General features: G+C 43.3%; 17 protein-coding genes. 11 read left to right on the top strand and 6 right to left on the bottom strand.

The annotated features are described in order from the left end of the window. Positions 1-12 precede the first annotated feature (12 nt). The 4 genes from A5868_RS16705 (at position 13) to A5868_RS16690 (ending at position 4,477) form a co-directional block, all read left to right on the top strand. Positions 13-756 carry a DeoR/GlpR family DNA-binding transcription regulator gene (locus tag A5868_RS16705; protein WP_086305024.1) on the top strand — a complete coding sequence of 248 codons (744 nt, stop codon included), beginning with the start codon at positions 13-15 and terminating at the stop codon, positions 754-756. Positions 757-836: 80 nt separating this feature from the next. Then, a complete protein-coding gene (locus tag A5868_RS16700; protein ID WP_086305022.1) occupies positions 837-1,262 on the top strand; it encodes a GNAT family N-acetyltransferase in 426 nt (141 codons plus the stop codon). A 167-nt stretch (positions 1,263-1,429) separates the two neighbouring features. Then, positions 1,430-1,903 carry a VOC family protein gene (locus A5868_RS16695; RefSeq protein ID WP_086305020.1) on the top strand — a complete coding sequence of 158 codons (474 nt, stop codon included), beginning with the start codon at positions 1,430-1,432 and terminating at the stop codon, positions 1,901-1,903. Positions 1,904-2,047: 144 nt separating this feature from the next. Next, positions 2,048-4,477 (top strand): glycyl radical protein, encoded by a 2,430-nt coding sequence (locus tag A5868_RS16690; protein WP_086305018.1) that lies wholly within the window; start codon positions 2,048-2,050, stop codon positions 4,475-4,477. Positions 4,478-4,527: 50 nt separating this feature from the next. On the opposite strand, the gene A5868_RS16685 is transcribed toward A5868_RS16690, so the two are convergent. Genes A5868_RS16685 through A5868_RS16675 form a run of 3 tightly spaced genes read right to left on the bottom strand, consistent with a single transcriptional unit; the run spans position 4,528 to position 6,308 of the window. After that, a complete protein-coding gene (locus tag A5868_RS16685; RefSeq protein WP_086305016.1) occupies positions 4,528-5,112 on the bottom strand; it encodes a hypothetical protein in 585 nt (194 codons plus the stop codon). After that, complete coding sequence (locus A5868_RS16680; protein ID WP_086305014.1) at positions 5,093-5,674, bottom strand: RNA polymerase sigma factor; 582 nt, start codon at positions 5,672-5,674, stop codon at positions 5,093-5,095. Before A5868_RS16680 ends, A5868_RS16685 begins: the two co-directional genes overlap by 20 nt. A 13-nt stretch (positions 5,675-5,687) precedes the next feature. Beyond that, positions 5,688-6,308: a DUF4367 domain-containing protein gene (locus A5868_RS16675; protein ID WP_086305012.1), complete on the bottom strand. Its 621-nt coding sequence runs from the start codon at positions 6,306-6,308 to the stop codon at positions 5,688-5,690. A gap of 313 nt (positions 6,309-6,621) precedes the next feature. On the opposite strand from A5868_RS16675, the gene aguA reads away from it, so the two are divergent. Continuing rightward, positions 6,622-7,716: an agmatine deiminase gene (gene aguA, locus A5868_RS16670; RefSeq protein WP_086305010.1), complete on the top strand. Its 1,095-nt coding sequence runs from the start codon at positions 6,622-6,624 to the stop codon at positions 7,714-7,716. 53 nt (positions 7,717-7,769) lie between these two features. On the opposite strand, the gene A5868_RS16665 is transcribed toward aguA, so the two are convergent. Further along, positions 7,770-8,549, bottom strand: a complete 780-nt coding sequence (locus tag A5868_RS16665) for a MurR/RpiR family transcriptional regulator (RefSeq protein ID WP_086305008.1) — start codon at positions 8,547-8,549, stop codon at positions 7,770-7,772. An 88-nt stretch (positions 8,550-8,637) separates the two neighbouring features. On the opposite strand from A5868_RS16665, the gene argF reads away from it, so the two are divergent. From argF to A5868_RS16645, 3 genes are all read left to right on the top strand, one after another. After that, positions 8,638-9,690, top strand: a complete 1,053-nt coding sequence (argF, locus tag A5868_RS16660; protein WP_086305006.1) for an ornithine carbamoyltransferase — start codon at positions 8,638-8,640, stop codon at positions 9,688-9,690. Positions 9,691-9,708: 18 nt separating this feature from the next. Next, positions 9,709-11,085 (top strand): APC family permease, encoded by a 1,377-nt coding sequence (locus A5868_RS16655; protein ID WP_086305004.1) that lies wholly within the window; start codon positions 9,709-9,711, stop codon positions 11,083-11,085. Between the two features lie 375 nt (positions 11,086-11,460). Beyond that, positions 11,461-11,829: a MoaF-related domain-containing protein gene (locus A5868_RS16645; RefSeq protein WP_086305409.1), complete on the top strand. Its 369-nt coding sequence runs from the start codon at positions 11,461-11,463 to the stop codon at positions 11,827-11,829. A gap of 118 nt (positions 11,830-11,947) precedes the next feature. On the opposite strand, the gene A5868_RS16640 is transcribed toward A5868_RS16645, so the two are convergent. Together A5868_RS16640 and A5868_RS16635 are read right to left on the bottom strand one after the other, a co-directional pair. Next, positions 11,948-12,922, bottom strand: a complete 975-nt coding sequence (locus A5868_RS16640; RefSeq protein ID WP_086305003.1) for a 1-phosphofructokinase family hexose kinase — start codon at positions 12,920-12,922, stop codon at positions 11,948-11,950. Next, positions 12,919-13,680: a DeoR/GlpR family DNA-binding transcription regulator gene (locus A5868_RS16635; RefSeq protein ID WP_086305002.1), complete on the bottom strand. Its 762-nt coding sequence runs from the start codon at positions 13,678-13,680 to the stop codon at positions 12,919-12,921. The genes A5868_RS16640 and A5868_RS16635 overlap by 4 nt, the downstream gene beginning before the upstream one ends. A 291-nt stretch (positions 13,681-13,971) precedes the next feature. Here A5868_RS16635 and A5868_RS16630 point away from each other — a divergent pair, with 291 nt between their 5' ends. Genes A5868_RS16630 through A5868_RS16620 form a run of 3 tightly spaced genes read left to right on the top strand, consistent with a single transcriptional unit; the run spans position 13,972 to position 16,194 of the window. After that, complete coding sequence (locus tag A5868_RS16630; RefSeq protein WP_010779176.1) at positions 13,972-14,430, top strand: PTS sugar transporter subunit IIA; 459 nt, start codon at positions 13,972-13,974, stop codon at positions 14,428-14,430. A 36-nt stretch (positions 14,431-14,466) separates the two neighbouring features. Further along, the gene (locus tag A5868_RS16625) at positions 14,467-14,766 is read left to right on the top strand and encodes a PTS sugar transporter subunit IIB (protein ID WP_086305000.1); all 300 of its coding nucleotides are present in this window, start codon (positions 14,467-14,469) and stop codon (positions 14,764-14,766) included. Positions 14,767-14,802: 36 nt separating this feature from the next. Then, the gene (locus A5868_RS16620) at positions 14,803-16,194 is read left to right on the top strand and encodes a PTS galactitol transporter subunit IIC (RefSeq protein WP_176281342.1); all 1,392 of its coding nucleotides are present in this window, start codon (positions 14,803-14,805) and stop codon (positions 16,192-16,194) included. Positions 16,195-16,197 lie beyond the last annotated feature (3 nt).

Below are 16,197 nucleotides of genomic sequence, written 5' to 3'. Positions count from 1 at the left end.
TGGAGAACGTGTATGTCAAGAGAAGAAGAGATTCTTGCGATCGTCAGCAAGAAAAAGAAAATTGAAGTCAACGAGCTTTCCGAACGATTGAATGTTTCGAAAGTAACGATAAGGAAAGATTTAGATAAGCTGGAGAGCCGAGGATTGCTGCATCGCCAACACGGATACGCCTTGCTGAATAACATGGACGATATCAATTACCGATTGGCACAAAATTACGATCTAAAACGCAAGATCGCGTTGGAAGCCAGCAAAATCGTAGCCGATGGGGAAGTGATCATGATCGAATCCGGTTCGACCTGCGCGTTGTTAGCGGAGGAATTGGCATTCAACCGCAATGACATCACGATCATAACGAATTCCTGTTTTATTGCTTCTTATGTTCGTAAGGCCGAAACAGTCAAGGTTATTTTGATCGGCGGCGAATATCAAAAAGAATCCCAAGTCAATGTTGGTCCCTTAGTCAAACAGGTCATCAACGAATTTTATGTTGACAAGCTTTTCGTAGGGATCGATGGCTTCGACAAACGGCGAGGGTTCACCGGCAGTGATATCACCCGCTGTGACACGACACGAATGCTGGCGACGGCGGCGGAACAGACGATCGTTCTGACGGACTCCAGCAAGTTTTCACAAAATGGTGTGGTTTCAGAATTTGCCTTTAGCGAGATCAGTCAAGTGTTTACGGATGGAAAGATAGAAAAAGAAGCATTGAATTTTCTCCAAAAAGAGAACATTGACGTTTTTACGGTATAACGAATCAGCCAGGATAATCTGGCTGATTTTTTTGTGCGTTCAAATGCTATAGTAGAGGAAACGGAGAGGAACGGATATGGATGGAAATTCGCCATGTTCAAGAAAGTGATCACGCATTTTGGGTCTCACTGGATCAGTATTTATCAAAAGACCAATTCATGCAAAAGGTTCGGGATAAAATGGGCTATATTTTGTTGATAAATGACGAGCCAGTCGGATTGCTGAGGTACAATCTTTTTTGGGACGAGCATCCTTTTTGTACGATGCTCTATGTAAAAAAAGGGAAGCAACGAGCAGGCTATGGCAAGGCAATGATGGGATTCTGGGAAAAGGAGATGCAGCAGCGTGGACACAAAATGCTGCTGACATCGACTCAAGTAGACGAAGAGGCACAGCATTTTTATCGTAAGTTAGGGTATCAGGATGCGGGCAGCTTACTAATCACTGTTCCAGAGTATCAGCAGCCAATGGAGTTGTTTCTGCTTAAAAGGATTGCAGTCAAGTAGTGATTTTTCTGAACAGGTGAGCTTCTCTCTTCTTCAACATTATAGAGGAGACGATGATCATCTGCTGTAATCTGTTTCACACAATGTAAAGCAGTTGGAATTATAAGTATCCGAATTTATTTGAAATCGCTATAATGGATGAAAAGTGTATACGGAGGGAAGAATGAATGACTTATAAGGGGAGCTTAGTTGCAGTCCAGGATATTGAAAAAGCGAAGGATTTTTATCAGACTGTTTTAGGTTTAGAAGTGATGGTGGATGCGGGTGTTCATGTTCAATTGACTGGCGGGCTATTTCTGCAGACAGTCGATACATGGGCTGAATTTATTCATAAGAAGGAAGACGAGGTCATTCTTGAGAATAATGCCAGCGAGCTGTATTTTGAAGTTGATGACATGGATGACTTCATTAAATTGTTAGAGAATCGGTCCGATATTGAATACCTCCATCCAGTCGTGGAGCATAGCTGGGGGCAACGGGCAGTGCGCTTCTATGATTTGGACAGACATATTATCGAGGTGGCGGAAGCTATTGCGATGGTGGTCAAACGCTTCATTGATTCTGGGCTGACAATTGACGAAACGGCGGACCGAACAGGAGTGGAGCCGCGATACATCAAAAGCACACTGGATCAGCTGTAAAAACTTGAGATAGTGCACATCCGTGCAGTATCTTTTTTTACTTTGAAATCGTTTGAATTTCTATTGACTGTATTTCTCTTCACATGCTATGATGGTTGCGAAAGAAGATAAAAATAGTTACGTATGAAAATGGAGGATGTAATTATGAGTATCCAAACAAAAGAAGCAAATGCACCGTATTTTGGCAAATTAACCAATCGGATGAATCATTTCCGCGAATCTGTTTTGACGAAAAAGCCTTATATTGATGCGGAACGTGCATTATTGGTAACAGAAGCCTATAAGGCGCATTTGAATCAGCCAAGTACCGTGAAGCGGGCATTGATGCTGCAAAATATTTTGGAAAAGATGTCGATTTATATTGAAGAGGATACGTTGATCGTCGGAAATCAGGCGTCTTCAAATCGGGATGCACCGATCTTCCCGGAATACACGATGGAATTTGTGCTAAACGAACTGGATCTTTTTGAGAAACGAGATGGCGATGTTTTCTACATTACGGAAAAAACCAAAGAGGATCTGCGTTCAATTGCGCCATTCTGGGAAAACAACAATTTACGTGCGAAGGGCTGGGCGTTACTGCCAGATGAAGTGAGTGTCTTTATGGAGACTGGCTTTTTCGGGATGGAAGGCAAGCTGAATTCGGGTGATGCCCATTTAGCGGTGGATTATGGTCAGATGCTGCGAGTGGGGTTGAAGGGCTATAAAGAACGGACGCTGAAGGAGAAAGCAGCACTTGATTTGACGATTCCTGAAAGCTTGGATAAGTATCAGTTTTACAAAGCCGTTTTGATCATGATCGATGCGGTGAAAACGTTTGCGGAACGTTTCTCGGCTCTCGCGAAGGAAAAAGCGGAAACCGCAACTCCGCAGCGACGTGCTGAATTGTTGGAAATCAGTCGAATCTGCAGCAAAGTTCCATATGAGCCGGCGGAGACTTTCCAAGAAGCGATCCAAGCAACATGGTTCATCCAGTTGTTATTACAAATTGAATCGAATGGTCATTCCTTGTCCTATGGCCGCTTCGATCAATACATGTATCCTTATTTAAAGGCGGATTTAGAAAAGGGCGCCATCACAGAGGACAAAGCGGTGGAGCTTTTGACCAACCTTTGGATCAAGACGTTGACGGTCAATAAGGTTCGCAGTCAGGCGCATACCTTCAGCAGTGCTGGGAGTCCGTTATATCAAAACGTGACGATCGGCGGTCAAACCCGCGATAAGAAGGATGCAGTGAATGAGTTGTCCTATTTAGTGCTACGGAGTGTCGCGCAGACGAAATTGCCGCAGCCGAATTTGACGGTGCGTTACCATGCTGGGTTGGACAATCGTTTCATGAATGAATGCATCGAAGTGATGAAGCTTGGTTTCGGGATGCCGGCCTTCAATAATGATGAGATCATTATTCCATCCTTCATGAAAGTGGGCGTGACGGAAGAGGATGCCTATGATTACAGCGCGATCGGGTGTGTGGAAACCGCGGTACCAGGAAAATGGGGCTATCGTTGCACGGGGATGAGCTACATGAACTTCCCTAAAATTCTGATGATCGCTATGAATGACGGCATTGATCCAGTATCTGGCAAGCGTTTCGTCAAAGGGTATGGGCATTTCAAAGATATGAAATCCTATGGCGAATTACAGCAAGCATGGGATAAAACCGTGCGGGAATTGACTCGCATGAGCGTAATCGTGGAAAATGCCATTGACCTTGGTTTGGAGCGCGATGTTCCCGATATTTTGTGTTCGGCATTGACCGAAGATTGCATTGGTCGCGGGAAAACCTTGAAAGAGGGCGGCGCGGTCTATGATTTTATTTCTGGGTTGCAGGTAGGCATCGCCAACACCGCAGACTCCTTAGCAGCGATCAAACAATTGGTTTTTGAACAGGAAAAGGTTTCTACAGACGAATTGTGGGAAGCGTTGATGACGGATTATGCCAGCGAGCGCAGCCAAGAGATCCAGCAAATGATTTTAAATGATGTGCCGAAATACGGGAATGACGATGATTCTGTTGACCAGCTCATCACAGAAGCTTATGACAGTTACATCGACGAGATCGCCAAATATCCGAATACTCGATATGGTCGCGGACCGATCGGCGGGATTCGTTATTCAGGGACGTCTTCGATCTCGGCAAATGTGGGTCAAGGCCGGGCAACGATGGCGACACCAGATGGACGAAATGCGTGGGTGCCATTAGCAGAAGGCTGCTCACCGTCGCATAATATGGATAAAAATGGACCGACAGCAGTATTGAAATCCGTATCAAAATTAAGCACCGAAGATATTTTGGGCGGCGTGTTATTGAATCAAAAGGTCAATCCGCAAACATTAGCCAAAGAAGAGGACAAACAGAAGCTGATCATGTTGCTGCGGGCATTCTTCAATAAACTGCACGGCTACCATATTCAATACAATGTCGTTTCAAGAGAAACCTTGATCGATGCACAGAAACATCCAGAGAAGCATCGCGATTTGATCGTTCGAGTCGCCGGCTATTCTGCCTTCTTCAATGTGTTATCCAAAGCGACACAAGATGACATTATTGAACGAACCGAACATGTACTATAAATCAACAAAAAAGGAGAATCCTCGCGATTCTCCTTTTTTTATTGGTTTATTTAATTGATGCTGCGGGCAAGTACGAGCCATTCTTCTTCTGATTTTTCCTCCTCAGAGTATAGGAAGTAGTAGATCTCCTTTTCTCGGAAAAGAATGCCTTTGTAGTGTTCTTTATGTTTGAACAGGGTGAAGCGGCCATTTTTTTCTGAAGTAAGTCCTTGCTCTACACCGCCTAGGACATCGTCTTTTGTTTTTCCGGCACGGTAAGTCAATTGATCCGAATAATGAATTTCCGCGATTTCTCCGCTGATCAGCATGTATTCCTCCGCTTCGCCTGCGTTTGTTGGTGCATTTAGAGGAAAGGGCGTCTCTTTTTTCAGCTCGGCGAAGCTTTGATAATCTTGGACCGGATTCGGCAACGTGACAGGGGGCTGCGGCGTATGAAGCTGAGAGACACCAAAAACAATCAAAATCAGGGCAGCGAAGCAAAGAGCCAGGATTTTTGGTCGTTGGAAAAAGGCGCGCCACGTAGGCTTTGGTTGTTCCTGCTTCCGCCGTTCCTTTTCCATCGCGCGTGCAATTTCCTGTCGCTTCTCTGTTGAAAGAGAGAAATGATCCATTAATTCATGATAGGTTTGTTTCATCAGGTGCCTCTCCTTTCAAGAGTTGTTCCAGTTGGTTTCTTCCGCGATGAAGATGAGAACGAAGGGTGCTTTCCTTCATCTCTAGCAGCTGCGCGATCTCTTTGGTGGAAAAGCCTTCGTAATAAAAGAAGTGCAAAGCTGAGCGTTGGATTTCCGGTAGTTGTGCAACGGCTTCCCATAAGTACCCAAAATCTTCGGGTGTCTCTTGCGTAAGGGTTTCTGGCAAAGGTTCGAAGCGTCGTCGCCCATTGGCTTTTAACCGATTCTTCGAAAGATTGATCGTCACACGATAGAGCCAAGCTTTCTCGTGTTCCTCGTTCTCGAATTCGGGTGCTTTTCGAATCAGTTGGATCATTGTTTCTTGAACGATGTCCTCTGCATCGCTTTGATTATGGACATAAGACATTGCCAAACGAAGCAGGTGATCTCCGTAGCGATCCAAATAATAAAAATCAGTTTCTTTTTCACTTTCTTGTTTTTCTTTCGCTGGATTCAAAAAAGCGAAGAGTTCTTTAAAAAATACAACAATCGGATGTTCTCTTGATAAAACCTCAGATGCCATCATTGAGCCTCCTTTACATCCCCGAATTAAATAAGCTGAGTATTTCCTTTGCTGCAGACGCAGTTATTTTTGACTCAAAATTCAAACAGTAATTCACATTCTTCTCACTCCAGCAGAGCAGGCTGTCTGTATCCAACTGGATGAGGGAAGCGGTCAAACGATCAACATGAAGACTTTTTCTACTTTCCGTCGCTTCGTAGTTGCCGCTAAGTGCTTTTCCCTTCAGCGATTTTGAATAACGAAGGATTATCTTTTCGCCGTTCTCATTCTCGTAGGTGCGCTCTGCTAAAAGGGGCTTCTTGTCATTATAATAATAATACATTTTTTTTGGCAAGAAGTGTGGCGGGAGTTGCGCAGGCATTTTCCCTGAGTACCCCATGCGCGCGTCCAATTCTTTTTTTGTTTTCATTTCGATCAGCGGGGCGGGCAGCCCGACTGATTTTTTCTTCGGAAAGTTCGAGCGGGGGATTCTTCCTGTTTTTGCAAATTCGTTGAAATAGCGTATGTCATAGTCAAAATAACGAGTGAAGCGGCCTGTATCGCTCTCTTGTACTTGCGGGGAAGCGAAGATTTCCTTTCCGCTGGAAATGCTTAGTCCTGTTAGACAGATAAATAGAACCATCCATGATTTCATTGTTGTTTTCCTCCTCCATTTACGGGTTCACTCTATATACAATCGAAAGGGAAGAGATGTTGCAGCGAGAAGAAATATTTTTCGTCTAAGTGTTACAAAAACGTTTCATTTTACGAAACACGCTCCAATAAACGTTCCATTGATACATTCACACGTGAGTGTATAGACGAAGGAAAGGAGGGAATGCTAAGGTAAAATCATAAAATAGAAGCGCTTACATGAATCTTGATCCAAAGATTGAGTGCTCACCTGACGATGAAACAACAAAAAAGCATCCATTCGCGATGCTAAAAATAAAAGGAGTGTGTTAAAAATGGCAAAAAGACTTGCATCGACCCCAAAGAAAGACGGCTTCCGAATGCCGGGGGAATTTGAGCCGCACAAACAAATATGGATGATTTGGCCGGAGCGACCGGATAATTGGCAGCACGGGGGCACCGATGCGCAAAAAGCCTTTACGGATGTGGCGAAAGCCGTCAGTGCGTTTACCCCAGTGACGATGTGTGTATCAGCAAGACAATACGAAAACTGTCGTAATACCTTACCAGAGAATATTCGGGTGGTAGAGGTCGCAAATGACGATGCTTGGATGCGGGATTGCGGACCGACATTTGTGGTCAATGATAAGGTCGATGTTCGCGCAGTGGATTGGGATTTCAATGCGTGGGGCGGCTTGGTGGACGGGCTGTATTTCCCTTGGGCGGAGGATCAGAAACTGGCACAAAAAGTCTGCGAGATCGAAGGCATCGATACGTATCATACACCTGATTTTGTTTTGGAAGGCGGCTCGATCCATGTGGATGGTGAGGGGACGGTGATGGTCACGGAAATGTGCCTGTTATCTGAGGGCCGGAATCCTCATATGAGTAAAGAGGAAATCGAAGAGATGCTGAAGGATTACTTAAATGTTGAAAAAGTACTTTGGGTCAAAGACGGTATCGATCCCGAAGAAACCAACGGACACATCGATGACGTGGCCTGTTTTGTACGACCCGGTGAGGCAGCGTGCATTTATACAGAGGATGAAACCCATCCATTTTACACAGTCGCGAAGGAAACTTATGACTATTTGAGCAGTCAAACGGACGCGAAGGGACGTAAGTTAAAGGTCCACAAGATTTGTACCACGATCGATCCTGTAACGTATGGGGCAGAATACGAAGTCGACACGGTGGCAGGCAGTATTCCGAGACACGCCGATGACATTTGCATTACTTCGTACATGAATTTTTTGATCACGAATGGAGCAATCATCGCACCGCAATACGGGGACAAAAATGATGCGTTGGCACTCGAGCAGCTGCAAGAAATGTTTCCAGATCATGAAATCGTCGGCGTGCAAACAAGACAGGTCGTTTATGGCGGCGGCAATATTCACTGTATCACTCAGCAACAGCCGAAGGGATAAAAAACTGCTGCCAATGCCTTATAACTTGGCACTAACAACAGTGAGCAGACGGGTCATTCAGTTGTAAGAGATTTTTTCAATCTTTTATAGAGGATCAGTTCGACGATCGCGATCATAGAGATGCGTGAGGTCATATCAAGGCTGTCATAAATGATCTCATCTGTAAAAATGTAAAAATCGAGATCGCATAGATTTTGCACGACATTGGTGACTGCACGGGTAAAAGAAACCACCGTGGCTTGTGACGCCTGTTTGACTAATTCGATCGTCTCGATGACTGCCGGACTGTCGCCATTGTAGGCAAAAACAAACAGGATATCTTGATCCCGGATGTGATGAAGGGCATGTCGGATCGAGGCCTGATCTGATAAAAGGACGGAGTGAAAGCCCTGAGCGGTAAAAAGCCAATCGATATAGCGCAAGGCTTGCAAGTCTAATTCTTCTCCCATCAGATAAATGACCGGGTCGTTATCGAGTAATTGATTGAAGGTCTCCATTCGCTCCTGGTCTACGACGCGGATGGATTCCATGATATTTTTTAAATATTCTTCTTTGTAATCCTTTTGTTTTACAGAATGGGGGATCGTTTGCGGTGCTTGAGGCGCATGCAGCAAGCTGTCGATGAAATCACTGTACCCCTCAAAGCCCAGCTTTTTAGTAAAGCGGAAGATGGTTGCTGAAGAGACGTAACATTTTTTTGCCAACTGACGGATGCTGTAGTGCTTGGCTTCGTCAAAATTTTTCAACACGTAGTTAAAAATCCGCTTCTCTGATTCATTCAACTGTGTGAGGTGCTGATTGGCTGCGCTATAAAAGTTTTTCGTTTCTGTCACTAAAACCACCTGCTTTCCTATTTCTTTATTATAACCTAATTTCCGATGAGACATCGATGGAATTCGACGAACTGGAGGTCTAGAAAAAATGAAAGTATCACATGTAAAAAATTATCCGACGAAGCATTTTATTGACAATTATGAGTTATCAAAAGAGGAGATCCAAGACATATTAAGTACGATCGTTCAATTAAAAGAAGCGGCCCACCAAAATGCCATTCCACAATTGCTGAAGGGGGCGACGTTGGCAATGATTTTTGAAGAGCCTTCGACACGGACGCGGGTATCCTTTGAAACGGCCATGGCAGAATTAGGGGGACACGGCCTGTATTTGAAAACCGGAGAGATCCATTTTGGCTCTCATGAAGCCATCAAAGACACGGCAAAAGTTTTGTCCAGTATGTGTGATGGGATCATGCTGCGGACGGAAGAACACGAGCTGGTACTGAATTTAGCGGAACACGCAACGGTCCCCGTCTTCAATGCCATGACCTATTACATTCATCCTACGCAGGGATTGGCGGATGTGTTGACGATGATGGAGCACCTTCCAGAGGGAAAGACTTTAGAGGACAGCCAGATCGTCTTTGTCGGAGATTCTGGGGAAAACGGGATCATGGCAATGGAGCACGCCCATTTGGCTGCATCATTAGGTCTTAAGTATACGATCGCTTCGCCGAAGAAATACACCATCAGTCAAGCAGAGATCGACAAGGTCAATAAGAAAATGGCGCTGACTGGCGGGACGCTGACGGTGACTGAAGAGGTTGAAGAAGCTGTAAAACAGGCGGACTTTATTATCCCTGATGTTTGGTATTATTATGGGTATGAGGATGAAAAAGAAGAACGCACAGCAGCTTTTTATCCGCGCTATCAATTGAATATGGAGATGCTGAACATCGCACCGGAGCACTGCAAAGCGCTGCACTGCTTGCCGGCAAATCGCGAGGTGGAGATCACCAGCGAGGTCTTGGATCATCCCACTCGTTCACTGGTTTTCCAAGAAGCCGAAAATCGTCTCCACGTTCAAAGAGGCTTGCTGGCATGGTACTTGTATCCGCGGTTAAAGCGGGCAAATGATCAGACGAAAAGCTATTATGAAGGAAAGATGCGGGCATTTCTGGACCAAAGATTAAGCTAGAAAGGGGACCGACCTATTATGGAAAATGTAAAAAAGCTTGGCTTTATCGACATTGTGTCACTCTCGTTTGCCGCGGTTTTTTCTCTTGAATTGATCGCTTCGCAAGCGTCGATGGGACCGTCATTGATTTTCTGTTTTATTGTTCTCGGCGTTACGTTCTTTCTTTCCCATGGTCTGATCTGCGCAGAGCTTGGCTCCACGTATCCGGATCAAGGCGGGATCTATGTTTGGATCAAGCGTGCCTACGGGGATCGATGGGCGGCGCGGACGACGTGGTGGTACTGGATCAATGTGGCGGGTTTTATCCCGTCGACCTTAGTAGTCATGGGTTCGATTCTGCAAATGCTGTTCTTCCCGAATTTGTCTGTGTGGGGCATGGTCGTTTTCTGTATCGTGTGTACGTGGTTTATCGTAGCCTTCAACTGTATTGATTTGCAAGATGCCAAGTGGCTAACGATGCTTAGCACGATCTGCAAATTGATCGCTTGTCTTGCGTTGATCGTTGGTGCCGTGATGACGCTCACTTCGAAAGGATCGCAAACAGAGTTTTCACTGAAAGCCATCATTCCCAGCTTTGACTTGAGCTTCTTTTCGTTGGTTCCGGTGTACGTATATGCGCTAACGGGGTACGACTTGATTAGCTGCTCTGCCGGCGAAATGGAAAATCCCAGCAAGAATGTACCCAAAGCGGTATTTTCTAGCGGTATCTGTACGATCATCCTGTATATCATCGCAGCTGTCGCGATGCTGATCATTTTGCCCGTCGATCAAATTGATCCAGACTCTGGGCTGTTCACGGCCTTTGGGGAAGTATTTGGCACCCAAGTAATGATTGGAGTAGCGATCATTTCTTTCATCGCATTCCTAGGCTATATTTTCAGTTGGGCATTAGGTGGAAATAAAGCAGCGTTGGAGGCAGGACTCGAAGGAGAGCTGCCAAAAATCTTTGCGAAAACCAATAAGGTACACGCGCCGATTGGTTCAGCGATCCTGCTGGGGCTATCTTCGACTGGGCTGCTTGCCTTTTACGGCCTGATCGCATCCAGCAATGCCAACTTATTCTGGACCTTGCTTTCCTTTACTTCGATCATTTTCTTCCTGCCCTATATCATCTTGTCTTTTGCGTTTATTACGCTGCGGAAAAAAGATCCGACAATCGAACGTCCCTTCCGAATTCCTGGCGGCGATGGGGTAGGGAAATTAGTCGCAGGCGTGCAATTTGTCTTCTTTGCCTTTAGCACGATCTTCTTCTTTTTACCGCCAGAAGGAGAAAATCCTGTTTCCTATGTCTTGTTCTTAGTAGTGGGGGTAGGCTTAGCGGTTGCAGTCGGAGAATGGCTGATCGATAAATCTATCAAAGAACGCTCCTTGAGAGAAGCAGAACTAAGTGAATAAATAACCCTATAGAAATAGGTCAGCCATTCCGAGTCTTTTCTGCGCGTGTCAAATGGGAGATAACCGTTGTATTTATAGAGATAGTCTATTTTCCAGCCGCCTGTCTGGGTCCTTTTCTCGTTGATCAGTTCCAATAAATCCGTTGCACGGGGATCCTTCAGCCGATGACTCTTTTGAAGGATGTAATGCAGATCGGTTAATGACAGTGCATAGTTTTGCGGAAACATACTTTCTGTGATATGAGGACTGATCGGTTGTCCATTTGATAATCTGCGGAATAGCTTGTGTTGAAAATGTTCCATTTTGGCGGTGCAATTTACCCCTGAAACCTGTATGCTTAAAGTAGAAAAGCAAACAAAGAAAGCAGGTGGGTACATGAAAAAACATAAATTAGAAGACAGGATCGCAACAATACATTTCGATTCTGGATTGCAATTTCGAATCGACTTTTTACCAGAAAATCAGTTGCGTTGGACCTCGATTCGCGAAGAAGATGCAGGGGCGACGGCTATCGAAACGATTCACGTTGAAGAATATCCGGGTGGGATTTTTTCAATTGATTGGGTGGAAGAGGACGGGTTATGTGTTTCTTATACTGTGGATACGTCGAATCATTACGTGAAAAGCTTCATGACCTTCACGGATGAGACGTATCGTGGCGGACGAAGACCGTTTGTTCATGAAGGGCCTTTTCAGTTGATTTTAGAAAATGGCGAACCCGATCTTTCACCGCTGCAAAACTAAAACTATAATATCAAATCCGATCATTCATCCAGATGATCGGATTTTTTAGTGGCGAAGTGGCTCGTGGTAAAAAAATACACCGATCCCTGATAGCAAGATAGGTGTATTTAGTCTGGATTTAGCTATTTTTTAGGAGTAATTCTTCGATTTCTACTAGTTTAATTTCTTTGAAGAACTGATTTACTTGCTCAGTGCTAATGGTTCCATTCGTTTCAAATAGTGAATTAGAAATTCCGCATGCCATCGCATACCTGATGGCATCCTCAATCGAATAGCCGTTGCTGATGGCAAAAGCCATGCCGCCAACTGTAGAATCGCCACAACCAGTGGTATTGACAATATCGACTTTTGGAATTCTTACATCATAAACTGTTGATTCATGCTTAACGATCGCACCATCACCACCTTGAGAGATCATAATCGTTTCGATGTTATCGAAAAGAGGCTCATGCAAAAGAACCACAATCTCTTCAGGTGTCTGTATTTTTCTGCCTACTAATTCTTCTAATTCATGTGTATTTGGTTTGATAAAAGTCGGACGAACGGATTGTTGTACTAAAACATTTTCCAACTGTTCACCAGAAATATCCATCAAGATTGGGAAGCTTTTTCCAACAATCGAACGAATAAAGTCTAATAAATGGAGATGGAATTTCGCATCGTCTGAATTAACTGAGCCGGAAATGCATATCGTATCTATCTTGTATTTTTTTAAAAGATGAGCAACGTGCTGAAAAAAGAGCGCCTCATTTTCTTTGGAAAGGTAAAGTCCTTTTTCCACCAATTCGGTGTGCGTATTCCCATCGTGCATGATAGTGATCGCATTTCGAGAATTGCCTTCTACAGAAAGAAATTCTAAGTGGTAGCGATTTTCAGCATTCAAGGTATCTAAAATCATTTTTCCAACAGGACCTCCCAGAATACCTGTCAATACCACGCCTTCACCGGACTGAGCAATGACTCTGCCAGCATTGATGCCTTTTCCTCCAATAGAAGTATGAGGATTTTCTACACGGTTCACTTGGTCCAAGATCAATGAAGAAACAAGATAATTGTAATCCATGGACGGATTTAGAGTAATTGTCAAAATCATTCCTGTTCCTCCTTGATGATTTCTGTAAATGAACGGTAGTAGTCAAACGTCGTATCTGACAGCTTATCATCGGTAACTAAATAATCTACGTCAGATAACGAATAGAAGGTATAAACATCAGATCGATTAAATTTTGAACTGTCTGCTACGACACATTTTTTTCGAGAGTGCTTAAAGGCAACCCGCTGAATGGAACCTTCGATGGGATTTGCTGTAGTTACATTGTTATCAAAGACTCCATTTGTCGCAGCAAAGGCAATATCAATGTTTAAATTGTCGAAGCTTTTTTCCGCAATTTCACCATAAAATTCCTCCGTCGTACGAGAAAATTCGCCCCCCGACAATAGCACGCGATAATCCGTTTTATAAATCAAATAATTAAACGCCAGCAAACTATTTGTAATCACAAATAAGTTTGCTTTTTTTATTTCGGGCAATGCATGCAGCATCGTTGTCCCCGCACCGATATAAATCGTGTCATTGTCTGAAATGATACTATTCATGACTTTTCCAATAAATTTTTTCTCTGATACATTTGTGTCTATTTTTTCCTGAGTAGAAAGTTCTTGCTCAATTTTTTCTAATTTTTGTGCACCGCCATAAATTTTTACTAATAAAGATTGTTCTGCGAGTTCGTTGATATCTCTCCGAATAGTCATGTCGGAGACGTTTAAATTTGAAGATATTTCCGGAATGGACAGGTAATCATTCATCTGCAACAAATCCAATATTTTTTCTTGCCGTTCCTTTTTTAACATAAAATCACCCCGTATAAGTAAGCTCTTACAATAGACCGTAAGTCTAACGGCCATGTCTATACATTAATTAATAGCATTTAAACAGAGAAAAAGCAAGGATAAGATGTTCACATGTGTTAAACTTTGTTAATAAAAATAATTGTATTTAATGAAGGGCTCCGTTTAACAAAAATAAAAAGAAAAGAAAGCGTTGACAAACGTTTTTTAGCGTTGTATATTTACATTGTAAAACACATCTTAACAAATGATAACAAAATATTTCAACGCATGTTGAGAAGGAGTGAAGCGTTCGTGTGCTACAAAGAGATGTTTGATCAACGGCTGATTTCTCTTGAAATAGAGGGAGAGAATGAGGAAAAAGTTTTCGAGAATGTTGCGGCACATTTAGAGAAATTGGGATTTGTGAATGAAGGGTACTTGAATGGAATTACTGCAAGAGAAAGACAATTTCCTACAGGGCTGATTACTCAGCATCTGAACATTGCGTTGCCGCATTCTGATCCGGAGTATGTAGACAAACCGTTTGTTTACATAGCCAGGTTAAAAGATGAGGTAACTGTTAAACAAATGGGAGACAGCCAGAAAATGGGGGTAAAAAACTTATTTTTCCTTGGTATCAAAGATCCTAAAGGGCAAGTGGGATTGCTTCAAGCGTTTATGGAATTATTTATGAAAGAAGAATTTGTTGCAGCATTCATGCAGGAACAAGAAGAAGAGAAAATTTACCAAATGTTTGTACAAAATATTTAACTAAAAATGAATGGATAGAAGACGGAGGGAATTAGAATGAAAAGAAGATTAATTGTTGCATGTGGAAGCGGCGTGGCCACCAGCCAAACGATCGCTAGTAAGATTGCCGGATTATTGGAGGATGATGGGATTGATTTCCCGGTAGAAGCAGTGGACTACAAATCGATTCAAAATGAGCTGCCCTCTACAGGAATCTATGTTTATGTGGCTCAACCTGATGAGGAAGTGCTGGAGAAGGCAGAAGAACTGGGTGTGAAGGTCTTCCCAGGAATTCCATTTTTAACAGGAATGGGTTCCGATCAGATTTATGAAGATATTAAATTATTAGTTGAATAGGAAATAAAAATACGAATTAAGAAAGAAGTGGAAAACGTGCAAATATTTCAGGACATTATTAATTATATTTTAGGTTTAGGTTCAGCTATCTTTGTTCCATTGATTATTTTGCTTTTAGGGTTAATTGCTGGAATGAAAGTCAAAAAAGCATTTATGTCCGCGATTACTTTAGGTATCGCTTTTACGGGTATGTCAATGGTCATTGGGTTCATGTCCAATGCGGTAAGTCCCGCATCTGAAGCATTAGCGAAAAATACTGGACTCAATTTACCCGCGTTGGATCTAGGCTGGACGGGCGCAGCCAGCATCACGTGGTCTTGGTCCTATGCGTTTGTTTTCTTCGCAGTTGTACTTGGCGTGAATTTTGTCATGTTGATTTTGAATTGGACCAAGACATTGAATGTTGATATGTGGAATGTTTGGGGAAAAGCCTTGACGGCATACCTGGTTTTCTTTATCAGCGGTAGTTTGTTGGCGGGGTTCGCAACAGCGATCGTTCAAGTTATTTTAGAATTAAAAATGGGCGATATGTTCCAACGTCATATCGAAGATTTAACGGGCATTCCTTTGGTAACGGTTACGCACTTGATGAATATTTCCGCAGTATTACTGTTGCCGATCAATGTGGTTATGGACAAGATACCATTCTTCAATAAACGTTCAGATACAAAGGCATTGAAGAAAAAAATCGGTGTTTTCTCAGAGAATTCAGTCATGGGCTTTATCATTGGCTTGGGTCTTGGATTGGCCGCAGCGTATGGGGTATCGGGCTCGTTGAATTTGGCGATTCAAATCGCGACTGCTATGGCATTGTTCCCAATGATCTCGAAAATGTTTATGCAATCTCTTTCTCCATTAGCAGATGCTATGTCTGAAATGATGAAAAAACGTTTCAAAGATCGTGAAGTATACATCGGATTAGACTGGCCGGTGCTCGCTGGTCGTTCTGAAATTTGGGTGACTGCCATTCTTTTAGTTCCTGTCTTCATTGGCTATGCGATTATTTTACCTGGAAACGCTGTGTTGCCTTTAGCAGGCATTATCAACTACTCGATCGCCGTTGGAGGATTGCTGTTAACGGGTGGTAATCTTGTCAGAATGCTGATCATGGGTGTTATCTCTATGCCGATCTATCTTTATGCTGCCACTTATTTGACACCGATCCTAACTGGTTTGGCAGATAAAACTGGGGCAGTCGAAGGGATCAAGAAAGGTCAGCAAATTACATGGTCTTCCATTGAAGGGCCAGAGTTTAGAATTCTATTTGCAGAAGCGTTTAAAGGAAACATTTTGGGAATCGTTGGTGCAGTCATTTTTATTGCGATGTTCGTATGGTTGTACAAATACATGAATAAAACAAAGGTTCCTAGTCAAAGGTATGAGGAATTAGCAGATAAAAAGGTTAAAGGGATGAAAGTCGCCGGATAGCAG

Origin of the sequence: Enterococcus sp. 12F9_DIV0723, assembly GCF_002174375.1 — a bacterium.
GTDB lineage: Bacteria > Bacillota > Bacilli > Lactobacillales > Enterococcaceae > Enterococcus_A > Enterococcus_A gilvus.
Note: the sequence above shows the minus strand (reverse complement) of the source record. Positions and strands in the feature narration are given on the sequence as shown.

Excerpts from the sequence above, each read along its gene's own strand:
- A5868_RS16705 (WP_086305024.1), top strand. The coding sequence starts at position 13 with ATGTCAAGAGAAGAAGAGATTCTTGCGATCGTCAGCAAGAAAAAGAAA.
- A5868_RS16700 (WP_086305022.1), top strand. The coding sequence starts at position 837 with ATGGAAATTCGCCATGTTCAAGAAAGTGATCACGCATTTTGGGTCTCA.
- A5868_RS16695 (WP_086305020.1), top strand. The coding sequence starts at position 1,430 with ATGACTTATAAGGGGAGCTTAGTTGCAGTCCAGGATATTGAAAAAGCG.
- A5868_RS16690 (WP_086305018.1), top strand. The coding sequence starts at position 2,048 with ATGAGTATCCAAACAAAAGAAGCAAATGCACCGTATTTTGGCAAATTA.
- A5868_RS16685 (WP_086305016.1), bottom strand. The coding sequence starts at position 5,112 with ATGAAACAAACCTATCATGAATTAATGGATCATTTCTCTCTTTCAACA.
- A5868_RS16680 (WP_086305014.1), bottom strand. The coding sequence starts at position 5,674 with ATGGCATCTGAGGTTTTATCAAGAGAACATCCGATTGTTGTATTTTTT.
- A5868_RS16675 (WP_086305012.1), bottom strand. The coding sequence starts at position 6,308 with ATGAAATCATGGATGGTTCTATTTATCTGTCTAACAGGACTAAGCATT.
- aguA (WP_086305010.1), top strand. The coding sequence starts at position 6,622 with ATGGCAAAAAGACTTGCATCGACCCCAAAGAAAGACGGCTTCCGAATG.
- argF (WP_086305006.1), top strand. The coding sequence starts at position 8,638 with ATGAAAGTATCACATGTAAAAAATTATCCGACGAAGCATTTTATTGAC.
- A5868_RS16655 (WP_086305004.1), top strand. The coding sequence starts at position 9,709 with ATGGAAAATGTAAAAAAGCTTGGCTTTATCGACATTGTGTCACTCTCG.
- A5868_RS16645 (WP_086305409.1), top strand. The coding sequence starts at position 11,461 with ATGAAAAAACATAAATTAGAAGACAGGATCGCAACAATACATTTCGAT.
- A5868_RS16640 (WP_086305003.1), bottom strand. The coding sequence starts at position 12,922 with ATGATTTTGACAATTACTCTAAATCCGTCCATGGATTACAATTATCTT.
- A5868_RS16635 (WP_086305002.1), bottom strand. The coding sequence starts at position 13,680 with ATGTTAAAAAAGGAACGGCAAGAAAAAATATTGGATTTGTTGCAGATG.
- A5868_RS16625 (WP_086305000.1), top strand. The coding sequence starts at position 14,467 with ATGAAAAGAAGATTAATTGTTGCATGTGGAAGCGGCGTGGCCACCAGC.